The following is a 23,278-nucleotide window of genomic DNA, read 5'->3' on the forward strand; positions in this document are numbered from 1 at the left end:
GACCGAGCCCGCTACAGCCGAGAACTACTCGGCTCTGACGAAAGGAACCCGGTGCCCGAGGCACCCACACACTTACCCGGCGCTACACCCGTCGTTTTATCCGAGGAATCTTCTGATTCCGCCGGTTCGGAGGGCTCCTCTAGCGAGCCGGGAGACAAACCCGGCGGCCCCCGTGCACATCTCAGGTGGCGATGACACATGGACATCGTTTTCACCATTCTCAGCCTGGTCGGCTTCATCGCGCTGACTGCAGGCACCGCCCTCTTCGTGGCGGCCGAATTCTCACTGACCGCGCTCGAACGCAGCACCGTCGACGAAGCTGCTCGTGGCGGCGACCGACGCTCGCGGCAGGTTCAACACGCGCACAAGACTCTTTCGTTCCAGCTCTCCGGCGCTCAGCTGGGCATCACGATCACAACCCTGATCACCGGCTACCTGGCCGAGCCGGTCCTGGCACGGTTCATCACACCGGTCACGAAGGCCGTCGGGCTCAGTGAATCCGCTGCATCGACAACGTCTTTGATCCTGGCGCTCGTGATCGCGACCTCGTTCTCCATGATCTTCGGTGAGCTCGTACCGAAGAACCTCGCAATCTCCAAGCCGATGCCCACCGCCCGCGCGACTGCGGGCCTGCAAGCCGGGTTCTCGCTGATCTTCCGGTGGGCCATCAACGGCCTCAACGGAACCGCCAACTGGATCGTGCGACGCCTGGGCATCGAACCCGCGGAGGAATTGCGCTCCGCGCGATCACCGCAGGAACTCGGGTCCCTCGTGCGGACGTCCGCGCAGCGCGGGTCCATCGACAAGGGCACGGCGATGCTCGTCGACCGTTCACTGCAGTTCGGTGACCGCACGGCAGAAGAGCTGATGACTCCGCGAGTGAAGATCGAATCGCTGGAACTCTCGGACACCGTCGCAGACCTGATCGTGACGGCGTCGCGGACCGGCTATTCGCGCTTCCCGGTCGTTCGCGGCGATCTCGACGACACGGTCGGCGTCGTACACATCAAGCACGCGTTCACCGTTCCGGCCGAACGTCGGCGCACGACGCGCGTCGACAGTCTGGCTCAACGTGTTCCCGTCGTGCCGTCGAGCCTGGACGGAGACACCGTCATGGAGCGAATCCGCTCCGACGGCATGCAGGTTGCGCTCGTCGTCGACGAGTACGGCGGAACTGCCGGCATCGTCACGATGGAAGACCTCATCGAGGAAATCGTCGGCGATGTGCGCGACGAACACGACGAACCCGAACTCGACGTGCAGCGCGTCGGCGACGGATGGTCGTGCTCCGGTCTCCTGCGCATCGACGAGGTCACTTCGGCTACCGGGTACACCGCTCCCGAAGGCGACTACGACACGCTCGGTGGGTTGGTGCTCACCGAACTGGGCCGCATCCCCGACGAGGGTGACGAGGTGGAATTGCCCGACGTCGACTCGTCCGGTGATTCGCGCGGAAAGTGGATCGCACGAGTGACCGGCATGGACGGCCGCCGTATCGACCGGGTGACCATCACGCCGGTCCCCGCTTACGTCGAACCCGAATCCGCAGACGACAGCAAGAAGGAGCCCGACGATGAATAACCTCTTCGGTGTACTCCTCACCGTCGTGCTGCTCGCCGGCAATGCATTCTTCGTCGGTGCGGAGTTCGCACTGATCTCCGCACGACGTGACCGCCTCGAAGCACTGGTCGCGCAAGGCAAGAAGCGGGCGCTCACAGTCATCAAGGCCGGTGAGAACCTCTCGCTCATGCTTGCGGCGGCTCAGCTGGGCATCACGATCTGCTCCATCCTCCTCGGTAAGGTCGCCGAGCCCGCCATTGCGCACCTCCTCGAGGTGCCGATGGAAGCCGTCGGCCTGCCCGACGGATTGCTGCACCCGATCTCGTTTGCCATCGCGCTGTCGCTCGTCGTCGTGCTGCACATCCTGCTCGGCGAGATGGTGCCCAAGAACATCGCGTTGGCCGGCCCCGAGAAGACGGCCATGCTGCTCGTTCCCGTGCATCTGGCGTTCATCAAGATCGCTCGCCCGATCATCGCGTTCTACAACCTGTGCGCGAACGGAGTGCTCAAGCTCCTGCGCGTCGAACCCAAGGACGAACTCGACGTCACGGTCTCGGCGGTGGAGTTGTCCGCGATGATCGGTGAATCGCGATCCGAAGGTCTGATCGACGCCGAAGAACACCGGCGGTTGAAGCAGGCACTCGAATCGACCGATCGGACCGTCTCCGAGGTCCTGATCACTCTCGACAAGGTGCGGACCATTCCCCTCACACCGTCGGGAACAACACTGGGTGAGATCGAGCGTGCGGTCATCGAGACCGGATACTCGCGTTACCCGGTGCGAGCGAGCGACGGATCGCTGGCTGGGTACGTGCACCTCAAGGACGTGCTCGACGAGGTGCTCGACGAGGCCGCTGGACCGGACACCGTCGTTCCGACGTCGGATATCCGGCCGCTGCCCATCGTTCCGCTCAGCACACCGCTGGCCGAAGCGTTGGCCGGCCTTCGTCGGGCCAGCTCGCACCTCGGCGCTGTCACGGACGCTGACGGAGTGGTGATCGGTATCGTCGCGCTCGAGGATCTCCTCGAGGAGTACGTCGGAACGGTCCGCGACGGCACGCACCGCGGCACGGATGCTGTTCCCGGACAAAGAAACAGCTGATCGATGACACGTTCGGTGCATTCACTCGCACTCGCGCAGAGCGAGTGGACGGCTCGGCGGGCACTTCACCTCGAGGAGGTGGAGAAGCTCGTCGAGCCGCACCGAGCGCGTCGTAGCGCCGGTATCTCTCACCCGGTGCACGACTTCCTCTTCACGTACTACAACTTCAAACCCGCCCAACTGCGCCGCTGGCACCCCGGGCACGGAGTCGCACTCGAGAACGCCGCCGAATACGCAGCCTTCTCCGGCTACCGCGTCGACGATTCGGGTACCGCAACGGTCGACGACTCAGTGCTGGAGCGTCGGCGTCACACAGTCGAATTCGTGTGGAATCTGTTGAATCAGACGTCTGCGCGGCCCGCTGTGCTGGGCTGCTTCGGCCTCCACGAATGGGCGATGGTCTATCGCGGCGGCGAGGACGCGATCCGGCACCAATCCGTGCCGTTGCGGCTCGGATTCGCGGGTACCGACGCGGTTGTCGAATCCTTGCCACTCAAATGCACGCACTACGACGCATTCCGGTTCTTCACTCCGGACGCGGCCCCTAAGAACTCGCTCCCGCTTGCACGCGAAACTCAGGTCGATCACGAACAGCCGGGCTGCCTGCACGCCGGTATGGACCTGTACAAGTGGAGCTTCAAGTTGTTGCCACTCGTCGATTCCGACCTGGTGATGCGGTGCTTCGAACACGCGCTCCTGGCCCGTGAACTCGACATGCGCGCGAGCCCATACGACCTCGCCGAGTACGGGTACTCCCCCATTCGTATCGAAACTCCCGCGGGCCGCGCCGAATACGTGCGTCAGCAACAACAGTTGGCGGATCGTGCTGCGCCGCTCCGCGATACGCTGGCAGAGAAGTGCCGGGAGCTTCTCGGCCACTGAACTGCCGAAAGGCGTCGCATGGATCACGGGTACGGGTTCTATCTCGACGAATACCAGCGTGACGTCGGGGTGCACACCGACGACCGACGCGGGCACATCGAATGCCCGGACTCGGCGGGTTTCCTTGCGGCGCACTTGCCGGTGTTCGACCTCGCTGCCGGCTCAGTCGCGGCGTTCGCCTCGGCGATTCATCGGTCAACCGGCCCGGGCGACGGACACTGGAGCCTCGATCCCGAGCGCATCGCCGCGTCCTTCTCGAGCGATCGACTGTTCCGGATCGGCGGCGAGCCGATCAACGGGTTCTCCGAGCACTCGGGGTTCTTTGCCGCCCGCGACGGTTGGGTCCGCACGCACGGCAACTATCCGCACCATCGCGACCGCCTGCTCGCCGTCCTCGAGCTCGATCATGGATCACCCAAAGATGCAGTGGCGCAACGGATATCCGAACTCAGCGCCATCGAGATCGAGCAGCAGACCGCCGAGATCGGAGCCATCGCGGTCCGTGTTCGTACCGAGACCGAGTGGCGCCTGAGTGAGCAGTGCGCAGCTGCGAGGTCTGCGCCTCTGGTATCCATCCGAGCACGCGACGAGGGAAAACCCCGCACGCATCCGACGCGCCCACGCGTTCTCGACCTGACCCGCGTCATCGCCGGTCCGGTCGCGACGCGTGCCCTGGCGTTGGTCGGCGCTGACGTTCTGCGGATCGATACCCCGGCGATCCCCGAGATCGGATGGCAGCACCTCGACAGTGGACAGGGCAAGCGGTCGGCGCTTCTAGACCTGAAGTCCTCGGCGGGAGCGACAGCGTTCCGAGAACTCCTCGAAACCGCAGACGTACTGGTCACCGGCTACCGGCCGGGTGCACTCGAAGCGCTCATCGGGCAGGATCTTCCCGCCCACCTGATTCACGGGCGCGTCAGCGCATGGGGATGGGAAGGTCCGTGGGCGAATCGCCGCGGCTTCGACAGCATCGTGCAGGCCGCGTCCGGCATTTCGTTCCTCGAGGGCGGTGAGGACCCTGGCGCACTTCCGGCGCAGGCACTCGACCACTCGACCGGATACTTCCTGGCAGCGGGGATCCTCGACGCGTTGACACTGCGCTCGCACGACGGCCGTGGCCGCGACGTCGACGTGTCGCTGGCAAGCACAGGCGCTCGTCTTCTCGACGCACCCGGGCGAAACGCCCATCCTGGTCTGCCGACGGCTCCCGGCCTGAATGTTGTCGTCAACCATGCCGACGTGACCACCGCACGACCCGCGCTGGCAGAGTTCGAGGACTACCCCGAACCGGCGCATCCGTGGGGATCGGATCGCGCGGAGTGGGCACACTGAGGGACCGGCACATTCAGGGCAAGATGGACCTGTGAAGTCACATACCTACACACTCGACCTTCAGTGGACGGGCGATCTGGGAACCGGAACGTCCAGCACACAGGGATATTCGCGCAATCATGCAATATCCGCGGTCGGAAAGCCGGAACTTCTCGGCAGCTCCGATCCCTCGTTCCGCGGTGACGCGCAGCGATGGAACCCCGAAGAACTGCTCGTCGCCTCCCTCGCCCAGTGCCACATGCTCTGGTACCTCGGGCTGGCAGCCGCCGCCGGGGTCGTCGTACTCGACTACAGCGATCAGCCGGTCGGCAGCATGATCGAGGAATCCGATGGCGGCGGCCAGTTCATCGAAGTGACGTTGAATCCGACGGTGTTGGTCGCGGAGGCGTCGATGGTCGAGAAGGCCCAGGAGCTTCACGGCCCCGCACACACGAAGTGCTTCATCGCTCGGTCGGTGAACTTCCCCGTCCTGCATTCCCCGACGATCCTGGTGGCCACCGATGAGTGACATGCACAAGCTCATCGTCGACGTCGACACCGGCATCGACGACTCGTTGGCGCTTCTCTATCTCCTTGCCAGCCCCGAAGCCGAGATACTGGGGATTGCGAGCACCGCCGGCAACGTTCCGGTGGAACAGGTCGCGGCCAACAACTTGAACTGGCTTGCGCTCTGCGGCGCCCCGGACATCGAGGTTGCACTCGGCGCCCGCGAGCCATTGGTCATACCGTTGCGCACCACCGAGGAGACTCACGGTCCGCAAGGAATCGGCCATGCGGTCCTCCCCGATTCGGGTCGCAAGCGCTCGGTCCGAACCGCCACCGACCTCTGGGTGGATCTCGTCCGGGAGTACCCCGGACAACTCACCGGGCTGGTGACGGGGCCGCTCACCAACCTGGCGTTGGCGATCAGACGTGAACCCGATCTGCCGTCTCTGCTGAAGCGACTGGTCGTGATGGGTGGGTCGTTCAACTATCCGGGCAACACGACGCCGACCGCGGAGTGGAACGTCTCGGTGGATCCGCACGCCGCCAAGGAGGTGTTCGACGCGTTCTCCGTCGTACCCGCGCACCGGCGCCCGATCATCTGCGGCCTCAACGTCACCGAATCCATCGAGATGTTCCCCGAACATGTGCGTCGGCTCGCCGAAGCTGCCGGCAGCACCCCGGAAGAGATCATCTCGCCTGACGACGGTCCCGACGTCCGCAGTTCCGCGTCCAACAGCGTGATCAGGCATATGTCCGACGCGATCCGGTTCTACATGGAATTCCATCGTGAATACGACCAGGGATTTCTTGCTCACATGCATGATCCCTTCGCTGCTGCCGTCGCGCTCGATCCGAGCTTGGCGACACTGAAGCCGGCAACGGTAGATGTCGAAACCGAGAGTCCACTGCTGATCGGAACGACGGTCGCGGACTGGGTCGGGCACTGGCAGCGTGAGCCCAACGCGGATATCGCGGTCAGAACCGATCCGGCGGAATTCTTCGATCGACTTGTCCACCGAGTGGGAAATTACGCCCGCGTCGTGGGTTGACCGAGCCGGGCACCGGCTATGCTCGCATGGACAGAACACCAACGAACGAGAACAAAGGACCTGACGTGCAGATTTCCAGCCACGATGCCTCCCCGGCATTTGCGCTCGGATTGATGGCGTTCTGGCCCACTCGTCGTAGCGCATGCTTCGATCAGGCGTGTTGCTGAGCGGCGATTCTCGCTGCCTGCACCCCTGACTTTGTCGCTTCTTCGCTCGGAGTCTGTCTTCTCATGTTCAACCTTCTTTTGTTCACCCTTGTCGGCGTCGGCGCCCAGCTCGTCGACGGCGCCCTCGGTATGGCCTTCGGTGTCACCGCAACCACTCTGTTGATGATCGGTGGCCTCGGTCCGGCTCAGGCCAGCGCCGCTGTTCACCTGGCCGAGGTCGGCACCACCCTCGCTTCGGGTGTGTCGCATTGGAAGTTCAAGAACATCGACTGGAAGCTCGTCGCCAAGCTCGGTGTGCCCGGCGCAGTCGGTGCATTCATCGGCGCAACTGTGCTCTCGGGTCTGTCCACCGAAGCGGCAGTCCCCATCACGGCGACGATCCTGCTGGCCATCGGTATCTATGTGGCACTACGCTTTTCGGTCCGCCCACCGGCCGTCGCGGACGCTCGTACCACCCCGCACACTGCACGTTTCCTGTCCCCACTCGGCCTGTTCGGTGGTTTCATCGATGCATCCGGCGGTGGTGGTTGGGGTCCGATCACCACCAGCACGCTGCTCTCACGAGGAAAGACCGCGCCGCGCACCGTGATCGGCTCGGTCAGCGCCTCGGAGTTTCTGGTCGCGTCAGCCGCGTCGCTGGGATTCCTTGTCGGATTGGGACGTGAGTCGGCGGGAAACCTCCTCGTTGTCGCCGGTCTCGCGCTCGGCGGTGTCATCGCTGCCCCGTTCGCGGCGTGGCTGGTCAGCCGCGTACCTGCAACCTTGCTCGGAACGGCGGTGGGCGGCGTCATCGTGTTGACCAACGCACAGAAGCTGTTCAAATCCTTCGACATCGCCGGGGCGGTCACAGTGGCCGGTTACCTGACCATTCTCGGCGCGTGGGCAGCGCTGCTGTTCTACGCGTGGAAGCGGTCCACGCTCACCCCGGCCGAGGCAGAAGGCGATTTCACGGGAGTCGAACTCGCTGTCGAGACCGAACTCACCGAGCCTGCAGTCAAACGCGAACGATAACTCGTCACAGAAGAAATCCCGGGTATCCGCGCTCGGATACCCGGGATTTCGTTCTTTCCGCGCTAGTTGCTTCCGTCGAACGCGTCGAGAATTCGCCCCGCCGCCAACGCTGCTGTCAGCGAACCGTCACGCACGCTCTGCTCGACGTCGGCCCGGATCGCACGCACCCGATCGTTGCTCGAGAGCCTGCGTAGCAGCTGATCGTTGACCATCGTCCAGGTCCAATCGACCTGTTGCTTGCGACGCTTCTCCTCGAACTGTCCCGCTTCGGTGAGCACCTCACGGTGTTTGGTGACAGTTCCCCAGAACTCGTCCAGCCCGACACCTTCGAGGCCGCTCATCGTGATGACGGGCGGCTTCCAGATGGCGTCGTGCGGGTAGATCAGGCGAAGCGCTCCGGCCAATTCGCGGGCAGCACCCTTTGCCTCGCGCTCATGCTTGCCATCGGCCTTGTTGACCGCCACCAGATCTGCGAGCTCGAGGACACCCTTCTTGATGCCCTGGAGCTGATCACCGGTACGAGCGAGGGTCAGGAACGTGAAGCAGTCCACCATGTTGGCAACAGTGACTTCGGACTGGCCGACACCCACCGTTTCCACCAGGATGACGTCGAAACCGGCAGCTTCGAGAAGCACGATGGTCTCGCGGGTTGCCTTGGCAACACCACCGAGCGTGCCGGACGTCGGTGACGGCCGGATGTACGCATTCGGTTCGACGGTGAGCCGAGCCATGCGTGTCTTGTCGCCGAGAATCGAGCCGCCGGTGCGGGTGGACGACGGATCGACCGCCAACACCGCAACCCGATGTCCCTTGCCCAGCAAGTACATTCCGAGCGCGTCGATGAAGGTCGACTTGCCGACGCCGGGAACGCCGGTGATGCCGATCCGGTGCGCTCCCCCGGCCTCCGGCAGCAACTTCAGTAGAAGTTGCTGCGCGAGGGCCCGGTGGTCGTCGCGAGTGGACTCGACGAGGGTGATCGCCCGAGCGAGGCCGGCACGCTGATTTCCGCGCACCGCCTCGGCGAGGGAATCAATGTCGATGGGCTGACGTGCCATCTTCAGTGACCCCCTTCTCAGCTGTTGTCGTGACCCAGTTGGGCGGAGAGCTTCTCCAACAATCCGCTGGCAGCGTCGGCGATGACGGTTCCGGGCGGGAAGATGGCAGCAGCGCCGGCCTCGTAGAGTTCGTCGAAGTCACCGGGCGGAATGACCCCGCCGACGACGATCATGATGTCGGGACGACCGGCCGCAGCCAGAGCCTCCCGCAGCGCCGGCACCAAGGTGAGGTGACCGGCTGCCAACGACGACACACCGACTACGTGGACGTCGTTGTCGGCCGCCTGATTGGCGACCTCTTCGGGGGTCTGGAACAGCGGTCCGACGTCGACGTCGAATCCGATGTCCGCGAAGGCCGTGGAGATGACCTTCTGGCCACGGTCGTGACCGTCCTGGCCCATCTTCGCGACGAGGATGCGGGGACGACGTCCCTCGTCCTCGGCGAACTTCTCGACCAGTTCCATCGCCTTGCTGATGTTGCTCACCGTTCCTGCCTCGTCGCGGTACACACCACTGATGGTGCGGATCTCGGCCTGGTGGCGTCCGTACACCTTTTCGAGGGCGTCGGAAATCTCGCCGACGGTAGCCATCGCGCGGGCGGCGACGACAGCGAGGGCGAGGAGGTTGTTCTCCATGCCGCCTTCGGTGGATGCGGCAGCGCGAGTGAGGTTCGCCAGTGCGGCCTCGACGGCTTCCGGATCACGTTCCGCGCGAAGACGAACCAGCTTCTCGAGCTGTTCCTTGCGGACCTTGGAGTTCTCGACCTTGAGAACTTCGATGGTGTCGACCTCGTCGGGAACGTACTTGTTGACGCCGACGAGCGGCTGCCGACCGGAGTCGATGCGTGCCTGGGTGCGGGCGGCAGCCTCCTCGATGCGCAGCTTCGGGATGCCTTCGTTGATGGCCTGAGCCATTCCGCCGGCTTCCTCGACCTCTTCGATGTGCTTACGAGCCCGGTTGGCGAGTTCGTTGGTGAGCCACTCGACGTAGTACGAGCCACCCCACGGGTCGATGGGACGCACGGTGCCGGATTCCTGCTGCAGCAGCAACTGGGTGTTACGGGCGATGCGGGCGGAGAAGTCCGTCGGCAATGCGATCGCTTCGTCGAGTGCGTTGGTGTGCAAGGACTGAGTGTGGCCCTGGGTGGCAGCCATGGCTTCGACGCAGGTACGCGGCACGTTGTTGAAGACGTCCTGCGCGGTCAGGGACCAGCCGGAGGTCTGCGAGTGGGTACGCAGCGAGAGCGACTTCGCGCTCTTGGGATCGAACTTGGCGACAAGCTCGGCCCACAGGAGGCGTCCGGCGCGGAGCTTGGCGACCTCCATGAAGAAGTTCATGCCGATTGCCCAGAAGAAGGACAGGCGAGGTGCGAACTTGTCGATGTCCATACCGGCGTCGAGGCCGGCGCGGATGTACTCGACGCCGTCGGCGAGGGTGTACGCCAGTTCCAGATCGGCCGTCGCTCCGGCTTCCTGGATGTGGTAGCCCGAGATGGAGATGGAGTTGTACTTCGGCATTTCCGCGCTGGAGTACGCGAAGATGTCCGAGATGATCCGCATCGAGGGCTTCGGCGGATAGATGTAGGTGTTACGAACCATGAACTCTTTGAGGATGTCGTTCTGGATCGTTCCGGCCAGCTTGTCCGGAGTGACACCTTGCTCGCCTGCCGCAGCGACGTACAGCGCGAGAATCGGCAGCACGGCGCCGTTCATCGTCATCGAGACCGACACCTGCGAGAGGTCGATTCCGTCGAAGAGCTGACGCATGTCGAGGATGGAATCGATTGCGACACCGGCCATTCCGACGTCACCGGCAACGCGAGGATGATCGGAGTCGTAGCCGCGGTGTGTAGCGAGGTCGAAGGCGACCGAGAGACCCTTCTGACCGGCCGCGAGGTTACGACGGTAGAACGCATTCGACTCCGCGGCAGTGGAGAATCCGGCGTACTGGCGAATGGTCCACGGCTGGTTCACGTACATGGTCGGGTACGGACCACGCAGGAACGGCGCTGCGCCCGGGAAGCTGTCGAGCGGGTAACCCGACTCGGCGGCGGCCGTGCGGTCCGCACCGGTGTACACCGGCTTGACGTCGATGCCTTCCGGGGTGGACCAGACAACCTGCTCGGCGGCGTAGTTGTTGGCGTTGGCGCCCTCTTCGATGAGCGCCTGGGCCTGCTCGACCGACGGCGGTGTGGGTGCCGGAGACTGCGGGTCCTCGAGTGGGACCTCGGCGAAACTGCCGATCACGTGCTTGACCTCTCGTGTCGTCACTTGGAGCTTCCCGTCTCGATGAAGTCGAGCAGTTCGGTCAGAGCCGACACTGCGTCGATGCGGGCGGTGAGGAATCCGTCCGGGCGAGAATCGCCGGTCGCGTCGGCGACTGCCTTTTCCGGTCCTGCGAGCAGCACCTTGGCGATGCCGGCGGCGCGAAGTTCGGCGACGGCTGCTGCGGCGCTCTCGCCGTAGCGCTTGTCCGTGCCGCACAGCACGGCGACGGTGGCACCGGAAGCCTTGACTGCAGCGGAGATGGCTTCGGCGCCCACCTCGAGCGGGCCGGGGTTGACTGCGTCGATACCACCCGAAGCGAGCAGGTTGGACGCAAACGTGGTGCGCACGTTGTGTTCTGCAACCGAGCCCAGCGGCGCGAGAAGCGCAGTGGGACGGGCGCCGCCGGCGGCGAGGAACGCGTCCGAACGGTCACGAAGCGCTTCGAATGCAGCTGCGTAGCGGGCGACGGACTGGCCGGGCTCGACGGCTTCGGCGGACAGCGGCGTTTCGCCGAGGTTCGGGAACTCGTTGACACCGGTGACCGTGGTCTTGCGGTGTGCGATGTCGGAGTCGCGCTTGGCCTTGGTAGCGGCGATGCGACCGGAGACGATTCCCGCTTCGAGTGCCGCCAGATATCCTCCGGCTGCTTCGATTTCCTGGAAGAACTCCCACGCGGTGGCGGCGATCTGCTGTGTCAGGTCCTCGACGTACCAAGACCCGGCCGACGGATCGAGGACACGGCCCAGGTGCGACTCCTCGAGCAGGAGCAGCTGTGTGTTGCGCGCGATGCGCGAGGAGAAGGACTTGCTGACGCCGAGGGTGCCGTCGGCCAGTGCGACGTCGAACGGAAGAACAGTCACCGCGTCCGCTCCGCCGACGCCGGCGCCGAATGCGGCGAGGGTCGTGCGCAGCATGTTCACCCAGGGATCACGCTGAGCCATCATCGCGGCGGAGGTGACTGCGTGCTGCGGCGCTCCACCGAAATCGGAAGCTCCGCAGACCTGGGCGATGCGTGCCCATACGAGACGTGCGGCGCGGAACTTCGCGATGGTCTGGAACTGATCGTCGGTTGCCGCGTAGCGGAAAGCCAACTGCGACAACGCAGCACCGATGGTCAGGCCGCTCTGGGCGGTGAGTGCACGGAGGTACTCGAGGCCGGCGGCGATTGCGGCTCCGAGTTCTTCGGCATCCCCGGCACCCGCGTTGTGAAAGGCCGTGCCGTCGACGGTGATCGCGTGCACGGTTTCCGCACGAGCTGCGGCGAGGGCGGCCAACTCGACTGCGCCTGCAAGTTCGACGTCGGCTGCGCCGGAGAACGAACTGGTCAGCGGCGCTGCACCGAGGTGAACTCGGATACTGCTGCGATCGCTGACACCGTCGCCGGCTTCGCCGCGAGCATCGAGGAGAGTGAAGAGTGCTCGGGCTGCATCGTTTGTCGCTGCGCCTGCATCGAGCGTGAGCGGTGCGAGGTCGAGAAGCACGCCCTCGAGCGCAGCGGCGAGGTCGGTGACCGGAACGCCGTCGGCGCCCACCTTCAACCAGAGTGCGCTGACTCCGTTTTCGAGGGCGTCCAGGATGGCGCGATTGGTCTCGGCCGCCGAAGCGGTTCCGAAAGCAGCGGAAACCAACCAACCGGCATTGACATCACGGTGAGCGTCGACGCCACGCACGTACGGAAAAGTGCCCGGCAAGCTCTGCTCGGGACGCTCGTCGCGTGGGCTGTAGAGCGGTGCGACAGTGACACCGTCGTAGGTGACGGTTTCGAGCAGTTTCTGTGGCTCGGGGCCCAGTTCTGCCGCGTCGACTCTGCGGGACTTGGCGAGCACACCGGCTACGGAGCGCTGCCACTCCGCGTACGCCTGCTCGACAGCCTCGGCTTCTGAAGCTAATGACACTGTGTCCGCTCCCTCTCATTTTTTGCGTGAGCGCTTTACCGATAATCGGATTTGTTCGTTAGTTCTGTGATGCTAACCCGCGGTTGAGCCCAGATATCGTGAGGATCACGTCATGTTCTTCACAGGGCTGTTCGCGGCCACTTTCCGACCGGTCAGACGACGTGCAGATTCGGTCGTTCGTGCACGTGTGACCGGCCCTTACCTAGCGATTGTTCAGCATGTTTACGGGTTACCCGCGAGTTCGTTTCACTGGCCGGGACTGCAGGTGAAGGCCACTCCGAAAGCCTAGTGGTTTTCGTCACAGCGCCGTTTCATTGTCGCCTGGAGCACGTCGCTTTCCCGCCCCCGTGGCGATGTTCGACTCACGATTGCGGGTCGGCAGTCGGCCCGGTTCACCGTTCGCAGGTAGCCTTGTGACCTGTGATGGGACGCCTGCTGGACCGAAGATTGATCGCAATAGTCCTGGTAGTGCTCGCTCTGTTCCTCGCAGCCCTCCTCGCCCCACATCCCACGGTGTCCCAGGTGCGAGAGTGGGCGGACTCGGTTGGCCCGGCGTTTCCCCTCGTGTTCTTCCTGGTTCATTCGATAGTCACCGTCGCGCCGTTCCCGCGCACCGTCTTCACGCTCAGCGCGGGGGTTCTTTTCGGCTCGGTGACCGGCATCGCTCTTACCGTGGCGGCAACGACTGTGAGCGCCGTTCTGGCCCTCTACCTGGTCCGCGCCATCGGCCGCGACGTCGTGTGGCAACGGATTTCGAGTCCGACGATCCGGCGGGTGGACGAGCGGATCGAAAAGCGGGGGTGGCTGGCCGTCGGCTCTCTGCGCTTGATCGCGTTCGTCCCGTTCTCGGTGGTGAACTACTGCTGCGGCATTTCGTCGATCCGGATCGTGCCCTACATCCTTGCCACCGTCGTCGGCATCTTGCCCGGCACTGTTGGGATTGTCGTTCTGGGCGATGCGCTCTCCGGCGAAGCCGATCCTCGTCTCCTGATTCTGTCCGGGATCTGCATTGCGATCGGCATCGCCGGTCTGGTGTTCGACGCTCGCCGTCAGCCTTCACCGGGCGAAACCATCGTTGACAACGGTCAACCTCAAGCGGTTGATTTGATTGAGTCAACCCAAAACGATTGACTAATGAAAGTCAACTATCTAGCATTGACTAATGTTCGTACTGACAGTGGATCAGCGAGGTAGCCGACGCGATGTCGACCGCGTCGGGGACATCATCGACGACATGGCCGATCGCAGGCTCCTGCGGCCGTTCGAGCGCACAGCGGGCGACGAGATTCAAGCGGTGACCGACGATCCGGCGCTACTCGTCCTCGTCGCACTCGAGCTGATTCGGCGCGAGCACTGGAGTGTCGGGATCGGGATCGGTCCCGTCGAGCAGCCTCTCCCACGGCAGACCCGGGCCGGACGCGGACCGGCATTCGAAGCTGCTCGGATCGCCGTCGAGCGAGCCAAGCGAGCTCCGGCCAGAATTGCCGTCGAACAGGCGCCGGCGGATAGCTCACGCGACGAACTCGCCGCAGATGTCGATGCCGCGTTCACCTTGCTCGGAACGATCGTCACGAGACAGACGAAGGACGGACGCGAAGCCATCGCCCTGATGGACAGTGGACTCACTCAGGTCAGCGCGGCGGCCCACCTCGGAATCACCAAACAGGCCATGTCCAAGCGACTCCTGACAGCCGGGTGGCACGCAGAACTCGCCGGGCGCAGACTCGCAGAACGACTTTTGGTCAGACTCCAGCCCTAGACTGCTCACGCTCGCACCGGTACAAACTCGTCGACACAGCAGGGGGCTCGAATACATGGTCGTTCTGGCGTTGATCGCGCTCGCCGTCGCCGCCGCGGCACCAGCAGTTGCAGCGGCACTGGGACCGCTCAGTCGTGGTCGACTGGAAGTCCCCGAATGGGCGTCGTCCGTGGTGGCTCTTCCGGCGCTGGGTGTTGCCGCACTGGCATCCACCCGAACGACCCCGGTCACCGGTTTCGCTCTCGGGGCGACGCTTGTCCTGTGCGTACTTGCCGCGGCCACGGCCGGTGCACCGTTGGTACTTGCCACCTTCAAGATCGCTCGTCGCCAACCGGACGGGAGCCCGGCACCGGACGCCGGACCTCTTCGGGGCGGACGTGTGATCGGCATCCTCGAACGGCTTGCGGTGGCGGCATCGATTCTCGCAACCTGGCCGGAAGGCATCGCGATCGTCTTGGCAGTCAAAGGGCTCGCGCGGTACCCGGAACTTCGCGAACCTCATGCGTCCGAGCAGTTCATCATGGGAACCTTCGTCAGTGTCCTCTGGGCGATCGCCGTATGCGGAACGGGACGGGCACTCATCACGTAGGTGATGAGTGCCCGTCCCGATCAATGTTCGCTACGAGAGGCGCCTACCGGCGCTGGCCGCCCTCCGGCGGCTGATCCTGGTAGGGGTACTTCTGCTGGAATTCTTCGCGTTCGGACGGCAGCGGTAGCTGACCGGGCCAAGGATTTTCACTCTGCTGCGGCAGCGCGGGATCTACGAATCCGGGCTGCTCGGGCGCACTTTCACGGAGGTGCCTGACCGCAGCTGCCGGATCTTCGACGGGAGTACGTGCAGCAACTTCAGCAGCACGGACTGCTTCTGCGATAGCCGGATCGGATTTCGTTTCGAACCACTCCGCGACCTCAGCTGAATCGTCCTCAGGGTTGGGAAGATTCTCTTCGGCGGCCGGCGGCTCGTACCGGAAGACACCGTCCTGCCCCTGCGCGCCAAGCGTTTTCGCAAATCCCTTCAGTGCGTCACCGAAGTCGCTGGGCACGAGCCACACCTTGTTCGCATCGCCTTGCGCCATCTGCGGCAACGTCTGAAGATACTGGTATGCAAGCAATTCCGGAGTCGGCTTACCGGACTTGATAGCAGCAAAAACCTTCTCGATGGCCTTGGCCTCGCCTTGGGCCTGCAAGTACTTGGCCGCGCGGTCACCTTGGGCCCGAAGAATCTGGGACTGACGCTCACCCTCGGCGTTGAGGATCGAGGCCTGCTTGTTGCCCTCGGCGGAAAGAATCTGGCTCTGCTTGGCGCCCTCGGCTGTCTTGATAGCGGATTCGCGGTGGCCTTCAGCCGTCAGAATCATCGCGCGCTTCTCGCGGTCCGCCTTCATCTGCTTTTCCATCGACTCCTGGATGGAGGGCGGAGGATCGATGCTCTTGAGTTCGACGCGGGCCACTCGCAGGCCCCAGCGGCCGGTCGCCTCGTCGAGGACACCACGAAGCTGACCGTTGATGGAATCACGCGAGGTCAGCGTCTCTTCGAGGGTCATTCCGCCGACGACGTTTCGCAGCGTCGTGGTTGTCAACTGCTCGACGGCAGCGATGTAGTTGCTGATCTCGTACACCGCAGCTTGCGGATTGGTGACCTGGAAGTACACCACCGTGTCGATGGACAGTGTCAGGTTGTCCTGGGTGATCACCGGTTGCGGTGGGAAGGAGACCACCCGCTCACGAAGATCCACCTTGGCGCGCACACGATCGGCGAACGGGATCAAGAACGTGAGCTGCCCGGACACCGTCTTCGAATACCTACCGAGCCGCTCGATCACCGCGGCTTCTGCCTGCGGTACCAGTGCTACCGACTTCGCGACCACCAAGATCACGAATAGCACCAACACACCGAGCACTATGAGTGCTGCCATTAAGGTCCCCTCCAGACGACTGCTGTTGCGCCGTTGATTTCCATCACCGTCACCTTGGTGCCCGGCGGGTACACCTCGGTGGTGTCGTACGGCCTGGCAGTCCACACCTCGCCGTCCAACTTGACCTGCCCGGAATGCTCGCCCACTTCTTCCAGAACCAGAGCGTGCTTACCTTCGAGTGCCTGTATTCCGGTCGGGGTCGGCGGCGGACTACCGAAGCGACGCAACATGATCGGTCGCACGCCCAGGACGAGGGCGGCGGAGAACACTCCGAACATGACGGCGTCGACCCACACCGGGAAGTCGGTGACAGCACTGACACCGGCAGTAGCGAGCGCCCCACCGGCGAGCATCAGCAGGAAGAAATCCCCCACCAGCGCTTCGGCCCCGGCGAGCACCAGTGCTCCGATCAGCCAAATAAGTGCAGCCACAACACCATCTAACCAGAATGTGTGACCCAGGCCGCCGCTACGTCAGTTCGGCTCGGTAACGAAATCGACAAGTTGTTCGACTGCACCGATCAAGGGAGCTTCCAGATCGCGGAAGCTCTCGACTGAGTTGTAGACCCGCCGCCAGCCCTCCTGAGGTGTCCCCCAGCCCAGTTCGCGGCAGATTCCCGTCTTCCAATCCTCGCCGCGTGGAATCTTCGGCCAGGAGGCGATTCCGACAGATTTGGGACGAACGGCCTCCCACACGTCGATGTACGGATGTCCGGTCACCAACACGTTCGGGCCGAGGCCCTGAGTCAGTTGGGTTTCCTTGGAACCGGTGACCAGGTGGTCGACCAGGACCCCGACGCGGCGGCCGGGACCAGGCCCGAATTCGGCAAGCCGCTCCCCCAGATTGTCGAGTCCTTCGAGATGTTCGACGACAACACCTTCGACGCGAAGATCGTGACCCCACACCCGCTCGACGAGGGCAGCATCGTGTACTCCCTCCACCCAGATCCGGCTGGGCAGTGCCGTGCGGGCGCGTAAGCCTTCGACTCGCGTCGAACCCGAAGCCGACCGTGCGGGTTTGGTGGACGCGGGCTTGGGGGCCGGGCGTACGAGGGTGACCGGAGAGCCGTCGATGAGGAAGGCCGCCTCGCGCATCGCGAACAACCGCGTCCGGGAGCGCCCGTCCTCGAGTCGCACGAAATCGCCGTCGTACGTGCGCTCGAAACCGACTACCGCACCGCAGAATCCTGTCGCCGCATCCTCGACGACAAGATCACGTTCGGCCGCCACTTCAGGCGTCACGCGCTTCTGTTTGCGGGTATGACCCGCAAAAATGTCACCGTATCCGTTGCCACCGCTCACGCCGGATCACGCTAGGTCACAACGCCGGGGCCGCGCATGTCGCCACGCCGAACTAAACTTCACGGTCATGAGTTCTCCCAGCGCAACCCTCACCGTGTGGGCAGCGTCATGGCTCGCCGGCGACGCTGCGCCCGACGACGTCATCGACGCCCTTGCCGCGTGGGCGCCGATGCACCTGATCGGCGCCGCCGATGCGGAAACCGCGGTCCGTCACGATCTCGAGTGGCCGGGAGTCACGGCTTCGGGTGTGTCCACCCTGCTCAGAATCGCACGCTCGGAGGCTGCTGAAGTCCGCCTGGTCCTTCCCACGGCCGGCGATGTACGTGGCCTGCCCACAGGCACCGAGTTCGCGCGCGCTGCGATCGCAACGGGTGAAGGGATACAGATCGGCTCCGTCGGGAAGCCGGGAGTCGGCCTCGTGCCGTCGAAGGAAGGTCCGGACGTCTTGCGGTGGACGGTTTTCTCCATTCCCACCGTGGCGGGCAGCGCCGAATCGATCGGACTCCGTGAAGCCGAATACGAACTGCGCCAGGCTGTTCGGGACGCAGCGGAGGTGCTCGGCGGGCTTCCGACCGTAGCCACCGGAATGCCTGGGGGCGACGCTCGTACGCTGGTCGCCGAAGCGCTGCAGGCCCAGGCCGGGTACCGCTGGCCGTCGACACTGTCACCTCGGCATCTACAGGTGATCGACACCGCCGACAACGTGGCAGCCATTCTTACCGTCGCTGCGTCGGTCTCGACCAATCAGGCCCCGAGCGTGTCCACTGCGCAGAGGCGTGACGACCTGCTGCGACGACTGTGGGACGTCGTTCGCACTGCCCGTGTCGCGTCGGCGAACAGCGTGTCGATCAGAGCTTGAGCACGAAGTTCCGGCGTTTCTCGGCAAACCCGTTGCGGTCACCGAACATGTCGATCTTCATCTCTTCGAGCTCACGCTCCTCGTAGGGCTCCACCGGATCACGTTCCAGTCGAAGACGTTTGCGCTCCAGCATCGATTCCAGCCGATCTCCTTCGAGCAAGTCGGTGGCGACCTCGCGCAACCACGCCTCGAACAGATCCGGCCGCCTGGGGCCGATCGCGTCGACAAGTCCGATGTCCAAGGCTCGACGGATGCCTATCGCACTGCACTCGGCCAGCAGACTGCGGGCCTGCTCCTCGCCGACCCGAGCCGGAAGTGTGTACGTGTGCAGTTCCGAGCCGAACAGGCCCATCGTGGCGTAATGAGGATTGAGAACCACACCGTCCCTGGCCACGACTACGTCGGCTCCAAGGGGGAGCATGACCCCGCCGGCACCGGCGTTGCCTGTGAATGCCGCCACCACAACCTGTTCCGTACAGGTGACGATCGCTTTCGCGATCTCGTTGATGGCCTTGATGTTGCCCCACGCTTCCCCGGCTTGATCCGACGCGGCCTCGATGACGTTGAGGTGGATACCGTTGCTGAATCTGTCGTAGTCACCCGTCAGGACAAGGATCTTGGTGTCCTGCGCGATCGCCCAGCGGAGCCTGGCGGCCAGTCGCGCGCATTGCTTCGTACTCATCGCACCGTTGTAGAAGCGGAACGAGAGATATCCGATTTCGCCGTCGCGGTGATAGTCGGTCTCGGGGTAACGACTCTCCCAGACCTGTGGAACGAACACGTCCGGACGTACGACCGCGGTCGACGGAAGTTTGACATTGCCGGCGCCGACGAGCCGCGCATGTCCGATCCAAACGGAGCCCGCACCGGTGGCAACACGTATTGCCTGGTGGAAGTACTCGACGATGGTGCCGGGCGCTGCATCGACGTGGGTATCGAGGTGAGCGTCGTAGACGTAGACCCGGTCGAGCCCCAACTGAACGGCGACGCCGGGAAACCCGTCGGCGGCGTTGACGGCGCGGACGATACGCGACGCGTCTTCCTCCCAGCTGAAAACGCGATCGGCCTGTTTCATGCTCGGCCGCGATCGGGTCGAAGCCACGGGCCGCGCAACTCGGTCCGATGGGATCGGCTGGAAGTCAGGAGTACGGAAATGTTCGACGACCTCTCCAATGCACTCCATCGCCGCGTCGGTGACTTCCTCGTTGTATACCGAGGATTTGGTTGCCCCGTTCCGGAGTTCGAACGTCCGCCACGCCCACACCGGCCCGGCATCCAGTTCCTCGGCGGCCTGCAAAGCGGTCACGCCCCAGATCGGTTCGCCATCCGTTATCGCCCAGTCCAGCGACGACGGTCCGCGATCGCCGGGCGGGCCGGGATGGATGATGATCGTCGTCCACCGCTGCCAAACAGATTCCGGGACATAGGCTTTCAGAAACGGGCAGATGATGAGATCAAAATCTCCCGCAGACGTCGCGGCCAGCACTGCGTCCGCGTCGGCGACGACGGCTGTACGAACTTGGTGCCCCGCCTCGCGAAGAACAAGACCGGCCCGCTGCGAGAGACCGTTGTCGGAGGTGACGAGAAGAAGCACGCTCAACGGTGGCGCGGAAGTCGTGCGTGGGCGTGAGCGCCGGAACAGCGCCGCCGTAGCCGCTCGCAGACGGCCCCTGCCCGTTGTATCTGTGCGTAGCTTCGTCGTTGCTCCAGCGCTGGAAATAGCCACAGAAGTCGTGAGTGCGGCCGATTTGGGCATCGGTCTAACTTCGGGGGTCGAAACCATGGATTCCTGCTCGCATGCTCGGGTATCTGCAGCGCAGACCGAACTCCCCCCAGAGCAGGACCGACGCACCGATAGATTGATTGAGGTATTTAGGGACTTTATACCTACCGTCGGTTTGTTTCAATAGCTATTTTCAAGCAAACCGTTTGATCGATCAACCCACAGTCTTGTGATTGATCGCGATATGGCGGTCGATGCGAATATGTTCATCCAGCGTCGGGTAGCGCAAACCGGTGTCCTGGCTGTACCCCTGACGGCGCAACCAATCCAGGACGTCGCCCCAGAACCAGATCCCCCCGGCAACCGAGTTGTACGGAATCGGGAAAGGCGTAGCCGCCTGCCGGACCCCTCGCACCCACTGCCCGACAGCTTGCCGCGTCACCCCCGCGCGGTCGGCAATGTCCTGACGTGACACCAGATCGGGATGTGTCCGCTGGGGACGCACGCCTGCAGCCACCAACTGGTCCACCACGGTGATAGCCGTTGTCGCCGCTCGCATACCTTCCGAGGTGAGCGTCAGCAGCTGCAGCCCGCGCCGGTCCTCGACCCTTCCGCCCAAGCTCTCTTCGATCGCCTGCTCTTGCGAGACTGTCAGCATCTGAACGATGAATGTGAATTCGTAACGGTGATAGAGGTCTTCGGCCACGCAATGAACATAGCCGTAAGCTGCACTGTTTCCACATGGACACACCCGGGTCACGCCCCCGCACGCACAATGGGCAGATGATCGACGTGGACGACAGCCAGTTCGAGGACATGGTCAAGCGGGCGCTCGACAGCCTGCCACCGAAATTGGGTGCGGAGATGGCCAATGTCGCAGTGACCGTTCAACTCGAAGGTGGACGACCGGGGCTACTCGGGCTGTATCAGGGCATCCCACTGACCAAGAGAACCACCACGTACGCCGGCGTCCTTCCCGACCGCATCACGATCTACCGCAGGGCCATCTGTGCGATCTGCAGCACCGAAGACGAGGTGATCGAGCAAGTTCGCCGAACAGTGATCCACGAAATCGGCCACCACTTCGGGATCGGAGATCCCCGGTTGCGTGAACTCGGATGGTGACAACCGACTCATCTACAAGTCGGAAATCAGCTAGAGGTTGATAATCGGCGAATTGTCATGTCAGCTGTACCAAGCCCGCAACAATTGAACACTTACAGGAGTTCGCATGGTCAATTTGATCCAGATCGCCCCGAAGAATGCCCCGACGTTCGCGATGAGCCGACAGAAGGCCGCAGAACTGCTGGGCATCTCGGTCGACAGCGTCGCGTTTCTCCTCAAGTCTCGCTATCTCCCGGATCTGGACGCCGGTCGGTTGATCAAGATGGCCAACCAGCCCTGGTTGTACTCGGACGGCGACTTTCCCGTCCTTCAGCAGGGCGCATCCGAACTTGCCCCCAAGAAGATGCTGCCCGCACGTAAGTACATCGGCGAGAGCGCAATTCACTCCGACGCCGAATGCGTGGAGGCCAACCAGGGGCAGTGGGCGGGATTCAACGTCGACCATGTGCTCGGCGCCCGCTTCCTGCCTGTGACGCTGCGCAAGTTTCCGGTGTCGGTGCTGCAGATCCACGACGTCAACGACGACGACGAAGAACGCGTCTCGTTTGTCGCGACCCTCGCCGGGCGAGTCCGCGAACTGGGCGCGCCCGAACTCAACTACATAGACCCGTCACTGAGCCCCGAGAATCGACAGATCGTCGAGACGCTCCTCACCTCGCGCAGCACGTCCACCGTTCCCGGGCCCTGCGGAAAGCTCAAGCATCCGAACACCTGAGCGTCGGACCGTCAGCGGGGACGCTGAACGGCCGCGCAGCAATTGACCGCACACGAGAGACCGTTGGTGGTCGAGCCGAGCAGCGGCTCGACCCCCAGTCGCAGTGGCTGCTCGGCCTCGGCCAGTTCCCGAACGAGCGTGGGCACCAGCTGCGCGAAACGCTGATCGCGGCCGGGCGTTGCTGCCCGAACGAAATCCATCCCGAGTTCGGCTGCCTTGTCCTTGGCCTCGGTGTCCAGGTCCCACACCACTTCGAGGTGATCGGAGACGAAACCGACGGGGCATACGATCACGGCGCGAACATCCTTGGCGGACAACGTATCCAGGTGATCACAGATGTCGGGGTCCAGCCACGGAACCTGCGGCGGGCCTGATCGCGACTGCCACACCAGATCGAAATCCTCGGCGCCGACGGCCTCGGCAACCAACTTCGCGGCCTCGGCGACCTGTCGACTGTAGAGGTTTCCGCCCTCTGCCGGCGGCCCTGCATTGCGGTCTGCGGCACTCGGTACCGAATGCGCGGTGAACACCAGGCGCGCAGTATCGCGAGTCGCTTCGGGCAACTCTGCGCGGGCCGCGCGCACACCGTCGGCGAACGCGCCGACGACCAGCGGATGGTCGTAGTACTGGCGAAGTTTTGTCAGCGTCGGTGCGCCGTCACCGACCGCCTCACGGGCGCGGGCGATGTCCTCGTGGTACTGCCGACATCCGGAGTAACCACCCCACGCCGACGTGGCGAACACGGCGGCGTTGCGGACACCGTCCTCGCGCATCTTGGCAACGGTGTCTTCGACCATCGGGTGCCAGTTGCGGTTGCCGAAGTACACGGGCAAATCCACGCCGGCTGCTGCCAGCTCACCTTCGACCCGTTCGATCAGGTCTCGGTTGAGCGCGTTGATGGGCGAAACTCCACCGAAATGCATGTAGTGCTCGACGACGGCGTCGAGCCGCTCCGGTGGCACTCCCCTACCGCGCGTGACGTTTTCGAGGAACGGCCGTACGTCTTCGGGTTTTTCGGGACCGCCGAACGACAAAACGAGAAGAGCATCGAACTGCATGTCCATACTTGCGGTC

At 63.8% G+C, this 23,278-nt stretch carries 22 protein-coding genes; 13 read left to right on the plus strand and 9 right to left on the minus strand.

Translation table 11 applies throughout. The features are described 5' to 3' along the window. Positions 1-198: 198 nt before the first annotated feature. From ACYP01_RS22115 to ACYP01_RS22145, 7 genes are all read left to right on the plus strand, one after another. The gene (locus tag ACYP01_RS22115; RefSeq protein ID WP_459682462.1) at positions 199-1,581 is read left to right on the plus strand and encodes a hemolysin family protein; all 1,383 of its coding nucleotides are present in this window, start codon (positions 199-201) and stop codon (positions 1,579-1,581) included. Then, positions 1,574-2,662, plus strand: a complete 1,089-nt coding sequence (locus tag ACYP01_RS22120) for a hemolysin family protein (protein WP_003944826.1) — start codon at positions 1,574-1,576, stop codon at positions 2,660-2,662. The genes ACYP01_RS22115 and ACYP01_RS22120 overlap by 8 nt, the downstream gene beginning before the upstream one ends. A gap of 3 nt (positions 2,663-2,665) precedes the next feature. Further along, positions 2,666-3,544 (plus strand): 3-methyladenine DNA glycosylase, encoded by an 879-nt coding sequence (locus tag ACYP01_RS22125; protein WP_459682464.1) that lies wholly within the window; start codon positions 2,666-2,668, stop codon positions 3,542-3,544. Between the two features lie 18 nt (positions 3,545-3,562). Continuing rightward, positions 3,563-4,876 carry a CoA transferase gene (locus tag ACYP01_RS22130; RefSeq protein WP_459682466.1) on the plus strand — a complete coding sequence of 438 codons (1,314 nt, stop codon included), beginning with the start codon at positions 3,563-3,565 and terminating at the stop codon, positions 4,874-4,876. Positions 4,877-4,907: 31 nt separating this feature from the next. Beyond that, positions 4,908-5,384 carry an OsmC family protein gene (locus ACYP01_RS22135; RefSeq protein WP_007727816.1) on the plus strand — a complete coding sequence of 159 codons (477 nt, stop codon included), beginning with the start codon at positions 4,908-4,910 and terminating at the stop codon, positions 5,382-5,384. Beyond that, positions 5,377-6,411 carry a nucleoside hydrolase gene (locus tag ACYP01_RS22140; protein ID WP_003945017.1) on the plus strand — a complete coding sequence of 345 codons (1,035 nt, stop codon included), beginning with the start codon at positions 5,377-5,379 and terminating at the stop codon, positions 6,409-6,411. Before ACYP01_RS22135 ends, ACYP01_RS22140 begins: the two co-directional genes overlap by 8 nt. Before the next feature lie 230 nt (positions 6,412-6,641). Continuing rightward, positions 6,642-7,589 carry a sulfite exporter TauE/SafE family protein gene (locus ACYP01_RS22145; RefSeq protein WP_459682469.1) on the plus strand — a complete coding sequence of 316 codons (948 nt, stop codon included), beginning with the start codon at positions 6,642-6,644 and terminating at the stop codon, positions 7,587-7,589. 62 nt (positions 7,590-7,651) lie between these two features. Here ACYP01_RS22145 and meaB read toward each other — a convergent pair whose 3' ends face one another. Genes meaB through mutA form a run of 3 tightly spaced genes read right to left on the minus strand, consistent with a single transcriptional unit; the run spans position 7,652 to position 12,806 of the window. Further along, positions 7,652-8,644, minus strand: coding sequence for a methylmalonyl Co-A mutase-associated GTPase MeaB (meaB, locus tag ACYP01_RS22150; RefSeq protein ID WP_003945003.1), 993 nt, complete (start codon positions 8,642-8,644; stop codon positions 7,652-7,654). 17 nt (positions 8,645-8,661) lie between these two features. Continuing rightward, positions 8,662-10,914, minus strand: coding sequence for a methylmalonyl-CoA mutase (gene scpA / locus ACYP01_RS22155; protein WP_003944912.1), 2,253 nt, complete (start codon positions 10,912-10,914; stop codon positions 8,662-8,664). After that, positions 10,911-12,806 (minus strand): methylmalonyl-CoA mutase small subunit, encoded by a 1,896-nt coding sequence (gene mutA / locus ACYP01_RS22160; RefSeq protein WP_447000534.1) that lies wholly within the window; start codon positions 12,804-12,806, stop codon positions 10,911-10,913. Before mutA ends, scpA begins: the two co-directional genes overlap by 4 nt. 423 nt (positions 12,807-13,229) lie before the next feature. Here mutA and ACYP01_RS22165 point away from each other — a divergent pair, with 423 nt between their 5' ends. Genes ACYP01_RS22165 through ACYP01_RS22175 form a run of 3 tightly spaced genes read left to right on the plus strand, consistent with a single transcriptional unit; the run spans position 13,230 to position 15,154 of the window. Next, positions 13,230-13,937 (plus strand): TVP38/TMEM64 family protein, encoded by a 708-nt coding sequence (locus tag ACYP01_RS22165; protein WP_459683045.1) that lies wholly within the window; start codon positions 13,230-13,232, stop codon positions 13,935-13,937. A 31-nt stretch (positions 13,938-13,968) separates the two neighbouring features. After that, positions 13,969-14,565: a hypothetical protein gene (locus tag ACYP01_RS22170; RefSeq protein WP_003944858.1), complete on the plus strand. Its 597-nt coding sequence runs from the start codon at positions 13,969-13,971 to the stop codon at positions 14,563-14,565. A 55-nt stretch (positions 14,566-14,620) separates the two neighbouring features. After that, positions 14,621-15,154 carry a hypothetical protein gene (locus ACYP01_RS22175; protein ID WP_003944797.1) on the plus strand — a complete coding sequence of 178 codons (534 nt, stop codon included), beginning with the start codon at positions 14,621-14,623 and terminating at the stop codon, positions 15,152-15,154. A 43-nt stretch (positions 15,155-15,197) separates the two neighbouring features. On the opposite strand, the gene ACYP01_RS22180 is transcribed toward ACYP01_RS22175, so the two are convergent. The 3 genes from ACYP01_RS22180 to ACYP01_RS22190 are packed head-to-tail and all read right to left on the minus strand — an operon-like array spanning position 15,198 to position 17,782. Next, positions 15,198-16,481: an SPFH domain-containing protein gene (locus ACYP01_RS22180; RefSeq protein ID WP_003944935.1), complete on the minus strand. Its 1,284-nt coding sequence runs from the start codon at positions 16,479-16,481 to the stop codon at positions 15,198-15,200. Further along, complete coding sequence (locus ACYP01_RS22185) at positions 16,481-16,912, minus strand: NfeD family protein (RefSeq protein WP_003944877.1); 432 nt, start codon at positions 16,910-16,912, stop codon at positions 16,481-16,483. The genes ACYP01_RS22180 and ACYP01_RS22185 overlap by 1 nt, the downstream gene beginning before the upstream one ends. A gap of 42 nt (positions 16,913-16,954) precedes the next feature. Beyond that, a complete protein-coding gene (locus tag ACYP01_RS22190; protein WP_003944813.1) occupies positions 16,955-17,782 on the minus strand; it encodes a DUF3097 domain-containing protein in 828 nt (275 codons plus the stop codon). Between the two features lie 67 nt (positions 17,783-17,849). Between ACYP01_RS22190 and ACYP01_RS22195 the strand changes: the two genes are divergently transcribed. After that, a complete protein-coding gene (locus ACYP01_RS22195; RefSeq protein WP_003944913.1) occupies positions 17,850-18,641 on the plus strand; it encodes a hypothetical protein in 792 nt (263 codons plus the stop codon). Here the strand turns inward: ACYP01_RS22195 and ACYP01_RS22200 are convergent. Together ACYP01_RS22200 and ACYP01_RS22205 are read right to left on the minus strand one after the other, a co-directional pair. Continuing rightward, on the minus strand, positions 18,631-20,397 hold the full coding sequence (locus ACYP01_RS22200) for an enoyl-CoA hydratase-related protein (protein WP_459682475.1): 1,767 nt from the start codon (positions 20,395-20,397) through the stop codon (positions 18,631-18,633). The two genes, ACYP01_RS22195 and ACYP01_RS22200, sit on opposite strands and share 11 nt — an antisense overlap. 181 nt (positions 20,398-20,578) lie before the next feature. Beyond that, positions 20,579-21,070, minus strand: a complete 492-nt coding sequence (locus ACYP01_RS22205) for a hypothetical protein (RefSeq protein ID WP_003944993.1) — start codon at positions 21,068-21,070, stop codon at positions 20,579-20,581. A 77-nt stretch (positions 21,071-21,147) separates the two neighbouring features. Between ACYP01_RS22205 and ACYP01_RS22210 the strand changes: the two genes are divergently transcribed. Together ACYP01_RS22210 and ACYP01_RS22215 are read left to right on the plus strand one after the other, a co-directional pair. After that, the gene (locus ACYP01_RS22210; RefSeq protein ID WP_003944783.1) at positions 21,148-21,489 is read left to right on the plus strand and encodes a metallopeptidase family protein; all 342 of its coding nucleotides are present in this window, start codon (positions 21,148-21,150) and stop codon (positions 21,487-21,489) included. Positions 21,490-21,595: 106 nt separating this feature from the next. Beyond that, positions 21,596-22,204 carry a transcriptional regulator gene (locus ACYP01_RS22215; RefSeq protein ID WP_459682477.1) on the plus strand — a complete coding sequence of 203 codons (609 nt, stop codon included), beginning with the start codon at positions 21,596-21,598 and terminating at the stop codon, positions 22,202-22,204. A gap of 11 nt (positions 22,205-22,215) precedes the next feature. On the opposite strand, the gene ACYP01_RS22220 is transcribed toward ACYP01_RS22215, so the two are convergent. Further along, a complete protein-coding gene (locus ACYP01_RS22220; RefSeq protein WP_047270404.1) occupies positions 22,216-23,268 on the minus strand; it encodes a ferrochelatase in 1,053 nt (350 codons plus the stop codon). Positions 23,269-23,278 lie beyond the last annotated feature (10 nt).

This window comes from Rhodococcus sp. no. 34 (assembly GCF_054589475.1).

Excerpts from the sequence above, each read along its gene's own strand:
- ACYP01_RS22115 (WP_459682462.1), top strand. The coding sequence starts at position 199 with ATGGACATCGTTTTCACCATTCTCAGCCTGGTCGGCTTCATCGCGCTG.
- ACYP01_RS22120 (WP_003944826.1), top strand. The coding sequence starts at position 1,574 with ATGAATAACCTCTTCGGTGTACTCCTCACCGTCGTGCTGCTCGCCGGC.
- ACYP01_RS22125 (WP_459682464.1), top strand. The coding sequence starts at position 2,666 with ATGACACGTTCGGTGCATTCACTCGCACTCGCGCAGAGCGAGTGGACG.
- ACYP01_RS22130 (WP_459682466.1), top strand. The coding sequence starts at position 3,563 with ATGGATCACGGGTACGGGTTCTATCTCGACGAATACCAGCGTGACGTC.
- ACYP01_RS22140 (WP_003945017.1), top strand. The coding sequence starts at position 5,377 with ATGAGTGACATGCACAAGCTCATCGTCGACGTCGACACCGGCATCGAC.
- ACYP01_RS22145 (WP_459682469.1), top strand. The coding sequence starts at position 6,642 with ATGTTCAACCTTCTTTTGTTCACCCTTGTCGGCGTCGGCGCCCAGCTC.
- meaB (WP_003945003.1), bottom strand. The coding sequence starts at position 8,644 with ATGGCACGTCAGCCCATCGACATTGATTCCCTCGCCGAGGCGGTGCGC.
- ACYP01_RS22165 (WP_459683045.1), top strand. The coding sequence starts at position 13,230 with ATGGGACGCCTGCTGGACCGAAGATTGATCGCAATAGTCCTGGTAGTG.
- ACYP01_RS22170 (WP_003944858.1), top strand. The coding sequence starts at position 13,969 with ATGTTCGTACTGACAGTGGATCAGCGAGGTAGCCGACGCGATGTCGAC.
- ACYP01_RS22175 (WP_003944797.1), top strand. The coding sequence starts at position 14,621 with ATGGTCGTTCTGGCGTTGATCGCGCTCGCCGTCGCCGCCGCGGCACCA.
- ACYP01_RS22180 (WP_003944935.1), bottom strand. The coding sequence starts at position 16,481 with ATGGCAGCACTCATAGTGCTCGGTGTGTTGGTGCTATTCGTGATCTTG.
- ACYP01_RS22195 (WP_003944913.1), top strand. The coding sequence starts at position 17,850 with ATGAGTTCTCCCAGCGCAACCCTCACCGTGTGGGCAGCGTCATGGCTC.
- ACYP01_RS22200 (WP_459682475.1), bottom strand. The coding sequence starts at position 20,397 with ATGCCCAAATCGGCCGCACTCACGACTTCTGTGGCTATTTCCAGCGCT.
- ACYP01_RS22210 (WP_003944783.1), top strand. The coding sequence starts at position 21,148 with ATGATCGACGTGGACGACAGCCAGTTCGAGGACATGGTCAAGCGGGCG.
- ACYP01_RS22215 (WP_459682477.1), top strand. The coding sequence starts at position 21,596 with ATGGTCAATTTGATCCAGATCGCCCCGAAGAATGCCCCGACGTTCGCG.
- ACYP01_RS22220 (WP_047270404.1), bottom strand. The coding sequence starts at position 23,268 with ATGGACATGCAGTTCGATGCTCTTCTCGTTTTGTCGTTCGGCGGTCCC.